This is a genomic window from Enterobacter hormaechei subsp. hoffmannii, from assembly GCF_001729745.1.
Classification (GTDB): Bacteria; Pseudomonadota; Gammaproteobacteria; order Enterobacterales; family Enterobacteriaceae; genus Enterobacter; species Enterobacter intestinihominis.
This window is the reverse complement of sequence record NZ_CP017186.1, coordinates 1320939-1338088: the sequence shown is the minus strand read 5'-3', so window position 1 is coordinate 1338088 and position 17150 is coordinate 1320939. Positions and strand designations below refer to the sequence as shown.

15 protein-coding genes are annotated in these 17150 nt (G+C 54.5%); 1 reads left to right on the top strand and 14 read right to left on the bottom strand.

What is annotated here, in order from left to right:
* Positions 1-27 precede the first annotated feature (27 nt).
* The 11 genes from tolB to mngA form a co-directional block, all read right to left on the bottom strand.
* Positions 28-1320, bottom strand: a complete 1293-nt coding sequence (tolB, locus tag BFV65_RS06235; RefSeq protein WP_022647472.1) for a Tol-Pal system beta propeller repeat protein TolB — start codon at positions 1318-1320, stop codon at positions 28-30.
* Positions 1321-1449: 129 nt separating this feature from the next.
* Positions 1450-2703 carry a cell envelope integrity protein TolA gene (gene tolA / locus BFV65_RS06230; protein ID WP_023299616.1) on the bottom strand — a complete coding sequence of 418 codons (1254 nt, stop codon included), beginning with the start codon at positions 2701-2703 and terminating at the stop codon, positions 1450-1452.
* 28 nt (positions 2704-2731) lie between these two features.
* Positions 2732-3160 carry a colicin uptake protein TolR gene (tolR, locus tag BFV65_RS06225; RefSeq protein ID WP_003858589.1) on the bottom strand — a complete coding sequence of 143 codons (429 nt, stop codon included), beginning with the start codon at positions 3158-3160 and terminating at the stop codon, positions 2732-2734.
* 3 nt (positions 3161-3163) lie between these two features.
* Positions 3164-3856 carry a Tol-Pal system protein TolQ gene (tolQ, locus tag BFV65_RS06220; protein ID WP_022647470.1) on the bottom strand — a complete coding sequence of 231 codons (693 nt, stop codon included), beginning with the start codon at positions 3854-3856 and terminating at the stop codon, positions 3164-3166.
* A complete protein-coding gene (ybgC, locus tag BFV65_RS06215) occupies positions 3853-4257 on the bottom strand; it encodes a tol-pal system-associated acyl-CoA thioesterase (protein WP_003858593.1) in 405 nt (134 codons plus the stop codon). Before ybgC ends, tolQ begins: the two co-directional genes overlap by 4 nt.
* Before the next feature lie 148 nt (positions 4258-4405).
* A complete protein-coding gene (gene ybgE, locus BFV65_RS06210) occupies positions 4406-4696 on the bottom strand; it encodes a cyd operon protein YbgE (RefSeq protein ID WP_023305710.1) in 291 nt (96 codons plus the stop codon).
* The gene (gene cydX / locus BFV65_RS06205; RefSeq protein ID WP_014169181.1) at positions 4696-4809 is read right to left on the bottom strand and encodes a cytochrome bd-I oxidase subunit CydX; all 114 of its coding nucleotides are present in this window, start codon (positions 4807-4809) and stop codon (positions 4696-4698) included. Before cydX ends, ybgE begins: the two co-directional genes overlap by 1 nt.
* A gap of 14 nt (positions 4810-4823) precedes the next feature.
* Positions 4824-5963 (bottom strand): cytochrome d ubiquinol oxidase subunit II, encoded by a 1140-nt coding sequence (gene cydB, locus BFV65_RS06200; RefSeq protein WP_022647469.1) that lies wholly within the window; start codon positions 5961-5963, stop codon positions 4824-4826.
* Positions 5964-5978: 15 nt separating this feature from the next.
* On the bottom strand, positions 5979-7547 hold the full coding sequence (gene cydA / locus BFV65_RS06195; RefSeq protein ID WP_032624645.1) for a cytochrome ubiquinol oxidase subunit I: 1569 nt from the start codon (positions 7545-7547) through the stop codon (positions 5979-5981).
* Positions 7548-8226: 679 nt separating this feature from the next.
* On the bottom strand, positions 8227-10863 hold the full coding sequence (mngB, locus tag BFV65_RS06190; RefSeq protein ID WP_069596369.1) for a mannosylglycerate hydrolase: 2637 nt from the start codon (positions 10861-10863) through the stop codon (positions 8227-8229).
* A 23-nt stretch (positions 10864-10886) separates the two neighbouring features.
* A complete protein-coding gene (gene mngA, locus BFV65_RS06185) occupies positions 10887-12803 on the bottom strand; it encodes a PTS 2-O-a-mannosyl-D-glycerate transporter subunit IIABC (RefSeq protein WP_069596368.1) in 1917 nt (638 codons plus the stop codon).
* 171 nt (positions 12804-12974) lie between these two features.
* Between mngA and BFV65_RS06180 the strand changes: the two genes are divergently transcribed.
* Entirely contained in the window at positions 12975-13691 is a 717-nt protein-coding gene (locus tag BFV65_RS06180; protein WP_022647465.1) for a GntR family transcriptional regulator, read from the top strand.
* Positions 13692-13777: 86 nt separating this feature from the next.
* Here the strand turns inward: BFV65_RS06180 and sucD are convergent, their stop codons facing one another.
* From sucD to odhB, 3 genes are all read right to left on the bottom strand, one after another.
* Complete coding sequence (gene sucD / locus BFV65_RS06175; RefSeq protein WP_006809578.1) at positions 13778-14647, bottom strand: succinate--CoA ligase subunit alpha; 870 nt, start codon at positions 14645-14647, stop codon at positions 13778-13780.
* Positions 14647-15813 (bottom strand): ADP-forming succinate--CoA ligase subunit beta, encoded by a 1167-nt coding sequence (sucC, locus tag BFV65_RS06170; RefSeq protein ID WP_022647464.1) that lies wholly within the window; start codon positions 15811-15813, stop codon positions 14647-14649. Before sucC ends, sucD begins: the two co-directional genes overlap by 1 nt.
* Positions 15814-15909: 96 nt before the next feature.
* The gene (gene odhB, locus BFV65_RS06165; RefSeq protein ID WP_069596367.1) at positions 15910-17136 is read right to left on the bottom strand and encodes a 2-oxoglutarate dehydrogenase complex dihydrolipoyllysine-residue succinyltransferase; all 1227 of its coding nucleotides are present in this window, start codon (positions 17134-17136) and stop codon (positions 15910-15912) included.
* Positions 17137-17150 lie beyond the last annotated feature (14 nt).

Here is a 17150-nt window from a genome sequence, read left to right as displayed (position 1 = left end):
ATTCCTTTAGTAATCAATTAATTATTATTACAGATACGGCGACCAGGCAGGTGATTTTACCTGTCCATCAGTTGCCGGAAGACGCGCTTTGAAACGCCCATCTGTAGAAACCAGATTCAGCACGGATCCCATCCCCTGAGAAGAGCTGTAGATTACCATGGTGCCGTTAGGTGCCAGACTTGGCGTTTCATCCAGGAACGTTGACGACAGTATTTGTACGCCTCCCGTTACCAGATCTTGTTTGGCAATGTGCTGCTGACCACCCGCAGTGCTAACCATTACCATTGTTTTACCATCGGCACTGACGTCAGCATCCTGGTTCTGAGAACCTTCCCAGGTAATACGCTGCGCTGCTCCGCCGTTGATATTCACTTTATAAACTTGTGGACGACCTGCCTGGTCGGACGTAAAGGCCAGATTCTGGCTGTCCGGGAACCAGGTTGGCTCAGTGTTATTGCTACGACCATCCGTGACCTGACGGATCTGACCAGAACCAATATCCATTACGTACAGATTCAGGCTACCGGTTTTAGACAGGGCAAACGCCAGTTTGGTACCGTCCGGAGAGAACGCAGGTGCACCGTTGTGACGTGGGAATGACGCAACCTGACGAACAGCACCGTTAGAGAGCGTCTGGATGACCAGCGCGGAGCGGCCGCTTTCGAAGGTCACATACGCCAGCTTTGAGCCGTCCGGAGACCATGCCGGAGACATCAGCGGCTGCGGTGAACGGTGTACGGTGAACTGGTTGTAACCATCGTAGTCAGAGACGCGCAGCTCATAAGGGAACTGGCCGCCGTTGGTCTGTACCACGTACGCGATACGGGTACGGAACGCACCTTTAATACCGGTCAGCTTCTCGAACACTTCGTCACTCGCCGTATGGCCAGCGTAGCGCAGCCACTGCTTGTTCACTTTATACGTGTTCTGAGCCAGAACGGTACCCGGCGCACCGCCGGTATCAACCAGCTGATACGCAACGTTATAGCCGCCGTCTGGTGCAGGCGTAACCTGACCGACAACTACCGCATCAATACCCAGCGCAGACCATGCAGCAGGCTGAACGTCCTGCGCAGTACCCGGCTGCTGAGGCAGGCGGGAACGATCTAATGGGTTAAATTTACCGCTGTTACGCAGGTCAGCTGCAACAATGCCGCCAATATCTTCAGGCGCAGCGCCCGGGCCTGCCCACTGGAACGGAACGACACCAATCGGACGCGCCGAGTCCACCCCCTGGGTGATCTCGATACGTACTTCTGCGTGCAGTACAGCTGCCCACAGCATTAAAAAACTAACTGCTACACGTAATGCCTGCTTCATCATATCTCCCTTATCTGGGTAACCTTACCCACGATAATTTAGCAGAATGTTAACAAACCCAAATAGACAAAACTACTTATCCTGTTTACGACCATAGACTGTTTTTCATACTTCCGTTAGAAGAGTTGATTACAGCTTAAAGTCCAGTTTGGCATCTTTTATCCTTTCATAAACAGCCTCGCTAGGCGGTTTAGGAATGTTCGCCGATCTGGCTGCGGCCAGCGCAGCCTGACAGAGCGCAGGATCGCCCCCTTCAGACGTCACGCTTTTCAACCTGCCGTCTGGCGCAAGATTGATGTGCAGTACGCATTGCTTGCCCTGATACAGGCCTGCATCAAAGAGTCGGCTCTGAATCGCAACCTGGATCTGTTTGGCATAAGCACTGATATCTGCACCTGTTGCCCCACCGTTGGCTCCGGAGGTACCGCTGTCTTTTGACGGCTGTCCATTTCCTTTCGCCCCACCGCCCGTTTTCGGTGCATTCTTACCGGAACTCAGGTCGCCCAGCAGATCGTCAACTCCTGCGGCTGCGGCAGCTTTCTCAGCGGCAGCGGCCTTTTTAGCAGCGGCTTTTTCGGCTGCTGCTTTCTTATCGGCAGCGGCTTTCTCAGCTGCAGCTTTTTTATCAGCAGCGGCTTTTTCCGCAGCGGCGGCTTTTTCTGCCGCAGCTTTCTCAGCGGCAGCCGCTTTCTTCGCCGCTTCGGCGGCCGCTTTTTTCTCTGCTTCCTGGGCGGCTTTCTTCGCGGCTTCTGCTTCGGCTTTCTTCTGTGCGTCAGCAGCGGCTTTTTTCGCGGCTTCGGCTTCCGCTTTCTTCTTCGCATCAGCAGCGGCTTTCTTCGCGGCTTCTGCTTCGGCCTTCTTCTGCGCGTCAGCAGCGGCTTTTTTCGCTGCTTCTGCGGCTACTTTCGCCTGAGCATCTGCCTGCGCCTTAGCGTCTGCTGCGGCTTTGGCTGCCGCCTCCTCCGCCTGCTTCTGCTGTTCCTGCGCTTTCTTCGCTGCGGCTTCAGCCTGTTTCTGCTGCTCCGCCTGCTCTTTCGCGGCTTCCTGCGCCTGCAAACGCTCTTTCTCAAGCTGCTTCAAACGTTCCTGCTCGGCGGCCTGCTTTTCACGCAGCTCTTCCGCCTGCTGTTGCGCCTGTTTTTCACGCTGCTCTTCAGCGCGTTTTGCGCTCGCCTGCTGCTGTTGCTGACGATTATAGTTCTGCACTACCGCACCGGGATCTACCATGACGGCGTCGATGGATGAGCCTCCACCACCGCCCGATGCATCAATGTGCTCATCGAACGAACTCCAGATCAGCGCTGCAAAAAGAATCACGTGCAGCACTGCGGAGACGATTATCGCTCGCTTAAGCTTGTCGTTCTGTTCGGTTGCCTTTGACACTATCGGTTCCCAAAAACTACGCAGATGATCAAATAGGCTGAGTCATTAAGCCAACTGACTTAACGCCCGCGCTATGTAGCAAGTTCAGCGCTTTGATAATTTCATCATATGGTACGTCTTTCGCACCACCGATTAAGAAGACCGTCTTCGGATTTGACTCCAGGCGTCGTTGCGCTTCAGCAATAACCTGCTCTGGGGGGAGCTGATCCATACGATCCTTCTCGACCACCACGCTGTACTGCCCTACGCCGGAAACCTCAATGATGACCGGAGGATCGTCATTGGTGCTTACCGCCTGTGATTCTGTCGCATCCGGCAGATCAACTTCTACGCTCTGGGTGATGATGGGGGCTGTCGCCATAAAGATCAGCAGCAGCACCAGCAGCACGTCCAGTAACGGAACGATATTGATTTCGGACTTGAGCTCGCGACGACCTCGTCCACGCGATCTGGCCATGGTTTACCCCTTGTTGCTCTCGGTGCTGGTAAACGCCTGACGATGCAGAATCGCGGTGAACTCTTCCATAAAGTTGTCGTAGTTCAGTTCCAGTTTATTCACGCGCTGGTTCAGACGGTTGTACGCCATTACCGCCGGAATTGCCGCGAACAGACCGATTGCGGTCGCGATCAGTGCTTCTGCGATACCCGGTGCCACCATCTGCAAGGTTGCCTGCTTCACCGCCCCCAGGGCGATAAAGGCGTGCATGATCCCCCACACCGTACCAAACAGGCCGATATACGGGCTGATGGAGCCAACGGTACCGAGGAAAGGAATATGCGTTTCAAGATTTTCCAGTTCGCGATTCATGGAAATGCGCATCGCACGCGACGCACCTTCTACCACGGCTTCCGGCGCATGGTTGTTAGCACGGTGTAAGCGAGCGAACTCTTTGAAACCACTATAAAAAATTTGTTCGGAGCCTGAAAGGTTATCACGGCGTCCCTGGCTTTCCTGATAGAGACGAGAAAGCTCTATACCCGACCAGAACTTATCTTCAAACGCTTCGGCTTCGCGGCCAGCGGCATTGAGGATACGCGTTCTCTGGATGATGATGGCCCAGGATGCGATTGAAAAACCAATCAAAATCAACATGATAAGTTTAACCAGAAGGCTTGCCTTCAGGAACAAATCAAGGATATTCATGTCAGTCACTGCTTAAACTCCGCGACAATAGACTTAGGAAGCGCACGAGGCTTCATTATGGTTGGATCAACACAGACAATCAGGACTTCAGCTGAGTTCAGTACCGTGTTCTCTGCATTGACTATCCGCTGCGTGAAAACCAGTGAAGTTCCGCGCATTGATGTAATTTCTGTTTGGACTTCGAGCATATCGTCGAGTCTGGCAGGCGCAAAATACTCAAGCGTCATCTTGCGTACCACGAAGGCAACTCGCTCAGCCAACAGCACCTGTTGACTAAAGTGATGATGGCGCAGCATCTCTGTGCGTGCCCGTTCATAAAAAGCAACGTAGCTGGCGTGGTAGACCACACCACCGGCATCGGTATCTTCGTAATAGACACGTACCGGCCATCGAAACAGCGTTGTATTCACTTTACATCCCGGTAATACAAGAAAAGTTGGAGCTTTCAAACTTCGCTACTATACGCGCGGGAATGATGGTTTGGAATGGGGGAAAGTAAACGGAGAGTAAATTTTTATGGGCTCGGGTAAGCCCATATCATTAACGGACATTTCTTATTCAGAAGAAGAAGAAAATCAAACCGGCGAGAAGAACCAGATCGGCAATCAGCGGGCAGAAGATACCCTGCCAGTGAAGCGCTTTCGGATGAAAGCCGACACCGTGAATCACACCTGCACACACCGCCCACATAATCAGGAAGCCGTGCCAGATCTCAAGCTCGCTGGTTTTAGCCGCGAAGCGCGACGGGTCCCAGAAGATACAGCCCGCCAGCAGTAATGCCATAATGAGGGAAAGCGCCCGCAGGGGGCGCTTGTCCATTACCGCATATAACGTTGCGATAATATTCATTAGTGCTTATCTTCACCTGCTTTAGACGCTTCTACATGCTCAAGCGCCAGGGCAGTGATGACACCAAATGCACAGGCAAGAAGCGTCCCTAAAATCCATGCGAAATACCACATATTCAGCTCCTTACTTAATACATAGAGTGGGTGTTGCTTTCGATATGTTCTTTAGTGATGCGACCGAACATTTTCCAGTAACACCAGGCGGTGTAGAGCAGGATAATCGGCACGAACACGCAAGCAACGTACGTCATCAGGTTCAACGTCAACTGGCTGGACGTTGCATCCCACATGGTCAGGCTAGCATTCATCATGGTGCTGGATGGCATCACGAATGGGAACATAGCAATACCTGCCGTCAGGATAATGCACGCCAGCGTCAGGGAAGAGAACACGAACGCCATAGCGCCTTTCTCCAGACGAGACATTAACACTGTCAGCAGTGGCAGCAGCACACCCAGAGCAGGGATAGCCCACAGCGCAGGCATATTGTTGAAGTTCACCAGCCATGCGCCAGCCTGACGCGCCACCTCTTTGGTCAACGGGTTAGACGGTGCGGTATGGTTAATGGCGGAGGTCACCACATAGCCATCAATACCGTACACGACCCACACGCCTGCCAGCGCGAAGCAGACCAGCGTCACCAGCGCCGCCACCTGAGCGGTCGCACGGGAACGCAGGTGCAGTTCACCCACGGTACGCATCTGGAGATAGGTTGCGCCCTGGGTGATGATCATCGCCACGCTCACCACGCCAGCCAGCAGACCAAACGGATTCAGCAGCTGGAAGAAGTTACCGGTGTAGAACAGACGCATATATTCGTCGACGTGGAACGGTACGCCCTGTAACAGGTTACCGAACGCCACACCAATGACCAGCGGTGGAACGAAGCTACCAATGAAGATGCCCCAGTCCCACATGTTACGCCAGCGGGTGTCTTCAATCTTGGAGCGGTAGTCAAAACCTACCGGACGGAAGAATAAAGAGGCCAGCACCAGAATCATCGCCACATAGAAGCCGGAGAACGCAGCCGCGTAAACCATCGGCCAGGCAGCGAACAGCGCGCCGCCTGCGGTGATCAGCCACACCTGGTTACCGTCCCAGTGCGGGGCGATGGAGTTGATCATGATTCGACGCTCGGTGTCATTACGACCGAGGAAACGGGTGAGCATGCCCACGCCCATATCGAAACCATCGGTGACCGCAAAACCAATCAGCAGAACGCCGATCAACAGCCACCAGATAAAACGCAATACTTCATAATCGATCATTTGATGACTCCTGTCTTAGCGTGCCGGCTGAGTAGTCGTAACAGACTGCTCGTAGTGGTAGCGACCGGTTTTCAGGCTGCTTGGGCCAAGGCGCGCGAACTTGAACATCAGGAACAGTTCAGCCACCAGGAACAGGGTGTACAGACCGCAAATCAGCAGCATGGAGAAGATCAGGTCGCCTGCGGTCAGGGAGGAGTTCGCTACCGCTGTTGGCAGCACCTCACCGATCGCCCATGGCTGACGGCCATATTCCGCAACAAACCAGCCGGACTCGATAGCAATCCATGGCAGTGGGATACCGTACAGCGCGGTGCGCAGCAGCCATTTTTTCTCACCGATACGGTTACGAATGACTGACCAGAACGAGGCCGCGATGATCAGCAGCATGATAATGCCGCAACCCACCATGATGCGGAACGCGAAGTACAGCGGCGCAACGCGTGGAATAGAGTCTTTGGTTGCCATCTGAATCTGCGCTTCCGTCGCGTCGGAGACGTTCGGGGTATAGCGTTTCAGCAGCAGACCGTAACCGAGGTCTTTCTTCACGTCGTTAAATTGATCGCGAACGGCCTGGTCGGTAGAGCCGGCGCGCAGCTGTTCCAGCAGCGAGTAGGCTTTCATCCCGTTACGGATACGCTCTTCATGCTGCACCATCAGATCTTTCAGGCCAGTCACCTGTTTGTCGACGGAGCGCGTGGCGATAATACCCAGAGCGTAAGGAATTTGAATGGCGAAGCGGTTTTCCTGCGCTTCCTGGTCAGGCACGCCGAACAGGGTAAACGCTGCCGGTGCCGGCTGGGTTTCCCATTCAGCTTCAATTGCGGCGAGTTTGGTTTTCTGCACGTCACCCATTTCGTAACCGGATTCATCACCCAGAACAATAACGGACAGAATCGCGGCCATACCGAAGCTTGCTGCGATAGCGAAAGAACGCTTGGCGAACGCGAAGTCACGGCCGCGCAGCATATAGTAGGAGCTGATGCCCAGCACGAACATCGCGCCGCACACATAGCCAGACGCCACGGTGTGCACGAATTTAACCTGGGCAACCGGGTTCAGGACTAGCTCAGCGAAGCTGACCATCTCCATACGCATGGTTTCGAAGTTGAAATCAGATGCGATTGGGTTTTGCATCCAGCCGTTCGCCACCAGGATCCACAGTGCGGACAAGTTGGAGCCTAATGCCACCAGCCAGGTTACCGCCATATGCTGGACTTTACCCAGACGGTCCCAACCGAAGAAGAACAGACCTACAAAGGTGGATTCGAGGAAGAAGGCCATCAGACCTTCAATGGCCAGCGGCGCACCGAAAATATCCCCTACATAGTGGGAATAGTAAGACCAGTTTGTCCCGAACTGGAACTCCATGGTCAGACCGGTTGCCACGCCCAGCGCAAAGTTGATACCAAACAACTTGCCCCAGAACTTGGTCATATCTTTATAAATCTGTTTGCCGGAGAGGACGTAAACCGTTTCCATGATGGCCAGCAGGAACGCCATACCGAGCGTCAGCGGCACAAAAAGGAAATGGTACATCGCGGTCAAGGCAAACTGTAAGCGCGACAGTTCGACTACGTCTAACATTATGACTCCTTGCTCATCGCATGAAGACTCCGAGAGTGAACCCCGTTAGATAAGGATCCACACGCATGCCCCAATACAAAGTTATCTGCTTCCCTTCTTCGTTGCTTATTCTCTACAGGAGGAAAAAGCAATGATGAAAGGTTACAAATACGTTAAGAAAAAACCAAATTGATCCCGTAAATATAATACGCTGCAAAACCCTTACAATAAACAGGTTTTTATTCGAACAGATTTACGTTTTTCGACGGCGATCAATTTATAGCAAAATTACCACTTTTCGGCCATTTTGATCGGGAACAATTTAACGCCTTTTGGAGCCTTTTTCCAAGGATTAAACATTGATTTAAATCAAAAACAGCCGGTACTGTTAATGATGTTTCTTTGTGACATGGATAGTAAAAACCTTGTTAATAACATGTATATTTAAAGGCATTAATGGTTATAAAAGCCAGAAGATAATATAAACAGTTGTGATTTTTATTAACGCGTGTAAAAAAGACCTTTTTGCAGGGAGAGAAACATATAATGTTATCCGCTTCACAGTATTTTTCTTTCGCTTTACTACCCGCCCAAAAGATTACATTTCATTCACCTTCGCTAATCTTAAAATTAACACCCTTTAGTGACTATTTGATGAAATAAAGGCCGCAGGGTTGCGGCCTTGATATTGTTCTTGAGATTACCTTTCAATTTTTATGCTGAAGGTGCGTGACTGGCCTGGCCGGAAAGGCCCCGTAATGGCTGAGCCCCCCTCCCCTTGCGCTTTGCACACCTCATTCATGTCCGTTTCGCAACAGGCCTGGACCTCACGGTTCACAGACAAAGCCACGTCACTGGAGCGGGTCTCCGAAGGGTTGTACAGACGAAGAATCATCTCGTCACGATCCTCCGCTTTTTTCAGCGCACTGAGTACACATCCGTTAGGCGCCAGCGTTAGCAGGCTATAGCTACAGGGTGTGGTGAAAGAGGCACGGTTAAGCTTCATCGCATCCCACGGAATTTTGTTATAACAGTGCACTGGCGTTAACCACGACTTCGCCTGCTGCGCAACGCCAGCACTGACGGGCGTACCATTAAAACTGAACAGGCTAAAGCGACAGGTTAACTGACCCCGCATCTGCGAATCAGGCACCGGCATTTTGATCCCGGACGGTCTGCCAGGGCGCAGAAGTAAGTCTTCCTTCCCAAGCAACCCGACGCCGCGAAGCAACGTCAGGGCAAACGTGTTTTGACGCTCACCTGTTACTTCAAATTCGCGCAACCCTTCGGTAAATAGCGCCATCCCGTTACGCCGTTCCTGGAGCACCGCGTAGTTGAGCAGATTCCACACCGGCAGCGGCGCTTCCTTCCATCCCTCCTCCTGCCAGTCTGCCATCGCTTCATCCTGTACAGGGCGCGTCAGCGAACCAAACTGGGTATCGGCTAAGACCGTCTCTGTGGTGAATGGTGTCGGGATCAGCACCCGCACACGGTGGTCATCCGCGTGATTTCCGAGACGTGCCTCGACGTCGATACGTCGGCTGTTATGGCTGAGCGTGACCGTGAGTTCTGCCTCAAGCGTTCCCGTCTGCTGACGCGCAGAACGTTCAGCGAGATCCGCTGGCACCGCCATTCGATGGCGGATCACCGCCCTGCTCTGCCAGGCCTCGTGGATCACCTCAACCTCATGTTCGCCCTGCGCGGAAGAGAGTCTCCACTCTTCCCGTGAAGGCGAGTAGTCGTACTCATCGCCATCATCCGAGCTCTCTTCAATTTCCAGCGCGCGGTCATAGATAAGCCCGGACGCTTTGTCGAGCAGACGCAAAGTACCGTCCTCGTTTAACGTTACTTCCCAGAAAGCATTTTCCAGTAACGCCTCCGGCGATTTATTTGGCGTCTGCAGTTTGCCGGCCACGTGCGGCTCGATATAGAGCGTGCGGTAACCCATAGATGGCAGGATCTGGGTGAGCTGGATGTCAAACTCCATGAAGGGATCGTAGTTGCCGTAATGCACTATCTGCCGGTCAATCAGCCCGGGGTCTATCTCACGCGCGCTGCGGAGATAATAAGGGATTTCATTTCCCTTTTCGTCCAACAGGCGGAACTGGCTGGCGCGCAGACGTATCGTGGTGTTGATTACTTCCTCACGCGGCCAGGGCGTGAGGTTAAACATCACCAGTTTGTCTTCCTCGCTCTGCGGCATGTTGTCGACAATCTTGCGCATATAGAAGCACGTCAGGTTATCGGCCATGTCTTCCGCCAGCTCAAAGCGTGACATCACCTCGCGATGCACTTTATCGCTGCAGCAGCAGCCGATACTGTCGTGGGCGTGATTCTTGAGGATCTCTTTCCACATTTTTTCCAGCAAGCCGTGGTGATAGTCAAAGCCCAGCGTCCAGGCAAGCGTAGCCAGCGGCTCGAGGACGTTGACGATTTTATTCTCTATCCGGGCGTGGGCGATTTTGATGTCCATCCTCGTGGAGCCGATCGTCCGGTGCACCCGCATATATTTACCGTCAATAAATTCCCCTTTCAGCGTCGCCAGTTCATCTCGGTGCGCATCGATATGGTCAAACACCTCCTCGAAGCGGCTCATCACAAACTGACGCTGCGGGTAGATTTTGCGCAGCTTATCCATCACCGCAAATATGTTCTGCTGGAGCGGCATCTGATCATGGCCGTTAGGCAGCAAAATTTCTTTCGTCACGGAGGCTTTTTCGAGCACCTCGAAGTAGTTGTCGAGCCGTTTGCGCAGTCCGGCTTCATCCTCCGGTAAGTACTTACCAATCGCGTAGCCCAGCGGCAGCACCTGTGCCGTCACTTCGCTGCCGTCCTGGCTTTGCCAGAGAAATTCGGTTTTATCGGTACCGTGCCGCTCGGAACAGCCGCGCCAGAACATGGTGCGCGTGATGCCAAAACCGTTGTAAATGTGTGGCAGCTGGGAAGACATGCCGAAGGAGTCCGGCAGATAGCCAATTTTCATCGGCTCACCAAAGGCCAGACAGTCGCGCATGCCGTACATCAGATTGCGCACAATCGACTCGCCGGAGACAAGGGTGGTGTCCGTCTGGGTATACCACGGCCCGATAATCAGCTTCCCGGCCGCCACCAGCGCCTTCACGCGTGGCCTGTTTTCCGGTTTCACGGCAAAATAATCTTCCAGCACCGCCGTCTGGCCGTCGAGAACGTAGTATTTATACTCTGCGTCCTGCTCAAGACGGGTGAGGATCTCTTCCATATTATTGACCAGAAGAATACGTGACGCTTCGGTGGTGAAGTACCACTCCCGGTCCCAGTGCATATGTGGCGTGATATGAACGCGAGATACAGCTTTCATCTTCGTTTCCTGTCAGTGCGTGTTTAGGATGGTATGTCTTCAGTCACGTAGGTACCGCTCTTCACGGCCTGGCGTCGCCAGAGCAGTAAAATGAGCGTAGAGATTGCGGCGCCCACCAGCGCGGCGCCAAACCAGCCGGCAGCGGCTATCACGCCGCCCAGCCCGGCATCATGCAGTAAGAAGAGAGAGAAAATGCCCGCGCCCGGGGTGGAGAGCCCAATACCCATCGCTCCGACAATCGCTCCGGTCGCCATTGACCCCAGAACAAATGAGCCGATGACTCGCAACGGATCCTCGATAGCCATCGGAATTGCCCCTTCGGTGATGCCCGCCAGCCCCAGCAGCCAGGTGGATTTGCCGGTCTCAATTTCGAACTGTTTAAACAGATTCGGAGCCAGCATCGTTGATGCCGTCACGGTAAAGGCCGAAACCATTTTGACGGAGGCGAAGATCGCATAAGGCCCGTATACGCCGTTGGCCATCGCGCCCAGACAGAACGCGTAAGAGGCTTTGTTAACCGGACCGCCCAGATCGAACGAGCACATAAAGCCCAGGATCGCCCCCAGCAGCAGCGCGTTCGCGCCGGAGAGACCATTAAGCCAGGCGGTCAGGGCGTTATTGATCCAGGCCACCGGTTCGCCGATCACAAACAGCATCAGGCTGCCTGCGCCCAGTACGCCAAACACCGGATAGAGATAAAAGGTCAGAAAGCCGTTGTAGCGGCTACTCAGCCGGATGTGGTTTTTCACCCAGCGCATCAGGTAGCCCGCAATCAGCCCGCCGACGATGGCCCCCAGAAAGCCGGAGCCGATCATATTGGCGGCAAGACCCGCCGCAAAGCCCGGCGTAAGCGCAGGTTTATCCGCCAGCGAGTAAGCGGTATAGGCCGCCAGAACAGGGACCATCAGAATGCCGAGCATCCCACCGCCCAGTTTACGGTACATCCACAGCCACGAGTTTTCCTGATCGAACAGGTGCTGCAAGCCAAGGATTTGCGCCAGGAGTACCGACACGGCCAGCACCGTGCCGCCAGCGACAATCAGCGGCACCGCAAAGGAGATACCGCTGAGCAGCGCTTGCTTGAGTTCGGTTTTAACGGACTTTTTCGCGTCCGTGTCGACGTGCGCAGGACGCGCATCGGATACAGGCTGTAGCGCCAGCGCACGCTCAATGAGCGCTTCCGCATGGCGCAAGGGTTCCGCGACGGGCACGGAAATGGCGGGGATCCCCTGAAAACGCTCACGCTCTTTGATCGCCACTTCCGCCGCGAAGATACACGCTTTTGCCTCCTGCAAATGCTGCGCGGTGATGCGCCCCTCAATACCGTTTGCCCCCTGCTTTTCGACCACTACATTGACGCCGAGCTTACGTCCCGCTTTTTCGAGATATTCCGCTGCCATGTAGGTATGGGCGATCCCGGCCGGACAGGCGGTAACACAGACGATCGTCGGGGCATTCTCTGCGACGGCGGTTTCTTGCGCGTCAGGCGTCGTTTCCAGCGCAGTAAGCACCGCTTCCGCGCTGGTCGCCGTCATCACGTGCGCCCTGAGATCGTCATCCGCCAGGCGGGACGTCAGTTCCGTCAGCACCTGAATATGCGTTGATCCCGCTTGTGCGGGAGGAATGGCGAGCAAAAAAATCAGCTCGACCTCCTCCGGTCCGTCCACGCCTTCCCAGACCAGCGGCTCGCGCAGTGTTGCCACGGCAAAAGCCGCTTCCTTTACTGCCGCTGATTTACCATGGGGTACGGCCAGCCCCTCGCCCAGCGCCGTCGGGCCAAGCGATTCGCGATGGAAAACCTCTGCCAGAAACGTATCGGCGTCGGCTATTTTGCCCAACGCTACCAGCCGCGTCGCAAGCTGACGGATTGCCTCATCACGGCTGGTAAACTGCGCCTGCACACAGACAGCACGGGGGTCGGTCAGAGTCGTCAGGTTCATAAGATCCTCACCTATCCAAAGTTATTGTCTGGGGAGGATTGTGGCAGACTGGATAATACATTTATGTGATCATTTTCACTAACAACGATATTTGTATTTAATTTGTATTATTTACAAATCAGTCACTGAAGGCATAATTCCCCTAAAAAGGTATTAAAAAGGCGTAACACAATGGGCAATAAACCGATGTACCGGCAGATCGCCGATGCGTTCCGCGAGAAGATTAACGCCGGGGAATTAAAACCCGGAGACGCGCTGCCGACGGAATCCAGCCTTCAGGAGGCATTTAACGTTAGCCGTGTCACCGTGCGGCAGGCTTTGAAGCTGCTCGCCGACGAGCAGATCATCGAAAGCATTCAGGGCAGCGGCTCGTATGTAAAAGAGGAGCGGGTGAATTACGATATTTATCAGCTTACTGGCTTTTACGAAAAACTGGCGGATCGCAACGTTGATACGCATAGCGACGTCAGCGTCTTCGAAGTGGTGAAAGCCGATGAGCGGCTCGCGGCAAAACTGGCGCTCAATCCGGATGATAAGGTCTGGCACGTCAAGCGCGTACGCTTCATCAGGGAAAAGCCGGTGAATCTGGAAGAGACATGGATGCCGCTGGCGATGTTCCCCGACCTCACCTGGGAAGTGATGGAACAGTCGAAATACCATTACATTGAGCAGGTCAAAAAGCTGGTTATCGATCGCAGCGAGCAGGAGCTGGTGCCAGTCATGCCATCGGACGAGGCGATTGCCGCCCTGGCGCTCGATCCGGCAAAACCAATTCTTGAAAAAGTTTCCCGCGGCTTCCTGAAAGACGGCCGGGTATTTGAATACAGTCGCAACGTGTTTAATACCGACGACTATAAATTCACTCTGGTGGCTAAACGCAGGCAATAAAAAAAGGCCGCTTTACAGCGGCCAACCATGTCGAAACGGACATTTTTTTATACTTCAACGCGCCCCATTCGGGGAGCAGAGAGGACTTACTTAATGATGGATTTCAGTGCTTCACCGATATCCGCCAGGCTGCGAACGGTTTTCACGCCTGCGGCTTCCAGTGCTGCGAATTTCTCATCAGCCGTACCTTTACCGCCAGCGATAATCGCACCCGCGTGACCCATACGTTTGCCTTTCGGCGCGGTCACACCCGCGATATAACCCACCACCGGCTTGGTCACATGATCTTTGATGTAAGCAGCCGCTTCTTCTTCCGCGCTACCACCGATCTCACCGATCATCACGATCGCTTCGGTCTGTGGATCTTCCTGGAACAGCTTCAGGATGTCGATGAAGTTAGAGCCAGGGATCGGGTCACCGCCGATGCCCACGCAGGTGGACTGGCCGAAGCCGTAATCGGTGGTCTGCTTAACTGCTTCATAGGTCAGGGTACCGGAACGGGACACGATGCCCACTTTGCCCGGTTTGTGAATGTGGCCCGGCATGATGCCGATTTTGCATTCGCCTGGGGTGATAACGCCTGGGCAGTTCGGGCCGATCATGCGCACGCCTGCTTCGTCCAGCTTCACCTTCACGGTCAGCATATCCAGCGTCGGGATGCCTTCGGTGATGGTGATGATCAGCTTAATGCCTGCGTCGATCGCTTCCAGAATAGAGTCTTTGCAGAACGGCGCTGGAACGTAGATCACGGTCGCGGTTGCGCCCGTCGCTTCTACTGCTTCACGCACGGTGTTGAACACCGGCAGGCCCAGGTGCGTGGTGCCGCCTTTACCTGGCGTTACGCCGCCAACCATCTGCGTACCGTAGGCAATCGCCTGTTCGGAGTGGAAAGTCCCCTGGCTACCGGTGAAGCCCTGGCAGATAACCTTGGTATCTTTATTAATTAAAACGGACATTATTTCCCCTCCACTGCGGCAACAACCTGCTGAGCTGCATCCGTCAGACTTTTCGCTGCAATAATATTCAGGCCGCTGTCAGCCAGTTTTTTCGCGCCGAGTTCAGCGTTATTCCCTTCCAGACGTACAACAACCGGAACGTTAACGCCCACTTCTCCTACCGCGCCGATGATACCGTCGGCGATCAGGTCGCAACGTACGATACCGCCGAAGATGTTCACCAGAACCGCTTTTACGTTGCTGTCAGAGAGAATGATTTTGAACGCTTCGGTTACGCGCTCTTTGGTTGCGCCACCGCCCACGTCGAGGAAGTTCGCTGGCTCACCGCCGTGCAGCTTAACGATGTCCATGGTGCCCATTGCCAGGCCCGCACCGTTAACCATGCAGCCGATGTTGCCATCCAGCGCCACGTAGTTCAGCTCCCACTGGGCAGCCTGCGCTTCACGCGGATCTTCCTGAGACTGGTCGCGCATTTCGCGCAGATCCGCCTGGCGGAACAGCGCGTTGCCGTCAGCGCCCAGCTTGCCGTCGAGGCAGATCAGGTCGCCCTGGGTGGTGATCACCAGCGGGTTGATCTCGATCAGCGCCAGATCGCGCTCCAGGAAGATGGTCGCCAGCCCCATGAAGATCTTGGTGAACTGCTGAACCAGCTTGCCTTCCAGACCCAGTTTGAACGCCAGCTCACGTCCCTGGTAAGGCATTGGGCCCGCCAGCGGATCGATTGCCACTTTGTGGATCAGGTGCGGGGTCTCCTCCGCCACTTTTTCGATTTCCACGCCGCCTTCGGTAGATGCCATGAACACCACGCGACGGGAGCTACGGTCTACGACTGCGCCGAGGTACAATTCTTTCGCGATGTCGGTTGCCGCTTCAACCAGGATCTGGTTGACCGGCTGGCCATTCGCATCTGTCTGGTAGGTTACCAGACGCTTGCCGAGCCAATGTTCAGCAAACGCACGGATCTCTTCTTTGCTCTTAACAACCTTCACACCGCCCGCTTTACCACGGCCACCAGCGTGAACCTGACATTTAACTACCCACGGGCCGGAACCGATTTTAGATGCGGCTTCTTCTGCTTCACGCGGGGTAGTACAGGCATAACCCACCGGAGCCGGTAAGCCTGACCTGGCAAACAGCTGTTTGGCCTGATATTCATGTAAGTTCATGTGTTCTATCCATCCTTCAGGGTAATCGTTATCTTCAAACCTGTAGACCGGCGCTACGCTTATCCGGCCTACAGGGCAGGTGATGCTAAATAGTTACTAAACGTCCAGCAGCAGACGCGTTGGATCTTCCAGCAGCTCTTTAATGGCAACCAGGAAGCCTACGGACTCGCGGCCGTCGATCAGGCGGTGATCGTATGAGAGCGCCAGGTACATCATCGGCAGGATCTCAACTTTACCGTCTACCGCCATTGGACGATCTTTAATGGCGTGCATACCCAGGATCGCGCTCTGCGGCGGGTTGATGATCGGGGTAGACATCAGCGAGCCGAACACGCCACCGTTGGTAATGGTGAAGTTACCGCCAGTCAGGTCTTCAACGGTCAGCTTGCCGTCGCGGCCTTTCACGGCCAGCTCTTTGATTTTCTTCTCAATGTCAGCCATACCCAGGGTGTCCACATCACGCAGAACCGGGGTGACCAGGCCGCGTGGGGTAGAAACCGCCATGCTGACGTCGAAGTAGTTGTGGTAAACCACGTCATCGCCATCGATAGACGCGTTCACTTCCGGGTAGCGTTTCAGCGCTTCAACTACCGCTTTCACGTAGAAGGACATGAAGCCCAGACGGATACCGTGACGTTTTTCAAACGCGTCACCGTACTGCTTGCGCAGGTCCATGATTGGCTTCATGTTGACTTCGTTGAAGGTGGTCAGCATCGCGGTGGAGTTTTTCGCTTCCAGCAGACGCTCGGCCACGCGCTTGCGCAGGCGGGTCATCGGCACGCGTTTTTCGCTACGCGCGCCAAGAGCTGGCTGTGCCGCTGCCGCTGCCGCAGGGGCTTTCGCTTCCGCTTTCGCCTCTGAAGGCGCTTTTGCCAGATGCTTGTCGATATCTTCGCGAGTCAGACGGCCACCCACGCCGGTACCTTTGATGGCTGCCGGATCGAGGCTGTGCTCAGCCAGCAGGCGACGGATCGCCGGGCTGAGCGCGTCATTGGTTTGCTCTTCCAGAGACGCCTGCTGGCGCTGGGCTGGGGTAGACGCTTTCTCTTCAGATTTCGCGCTGGACTCTTTGCCCGCGCTGTTGCCTTCACGCAGGCGACCCAGGATCTGGCGAGAAGTCACGGTCGTACCTTCGTCTTCCAGGACTGCATCCAGAATGCCATCCGCTGAAGCCGGTACTTCCAGTACCACTTTGTCAGTTTCGATTTCTACCAGCACTTCGTCACGGGTTACCGCGTCGCCTGGTTTTTTGTGCCAGGTGGCGACGGTTGCATCTGCTACGGACTCAGGCAGGTCGGGAACAAGAATATCTACGCTACTCATTATGTATCCTTTAA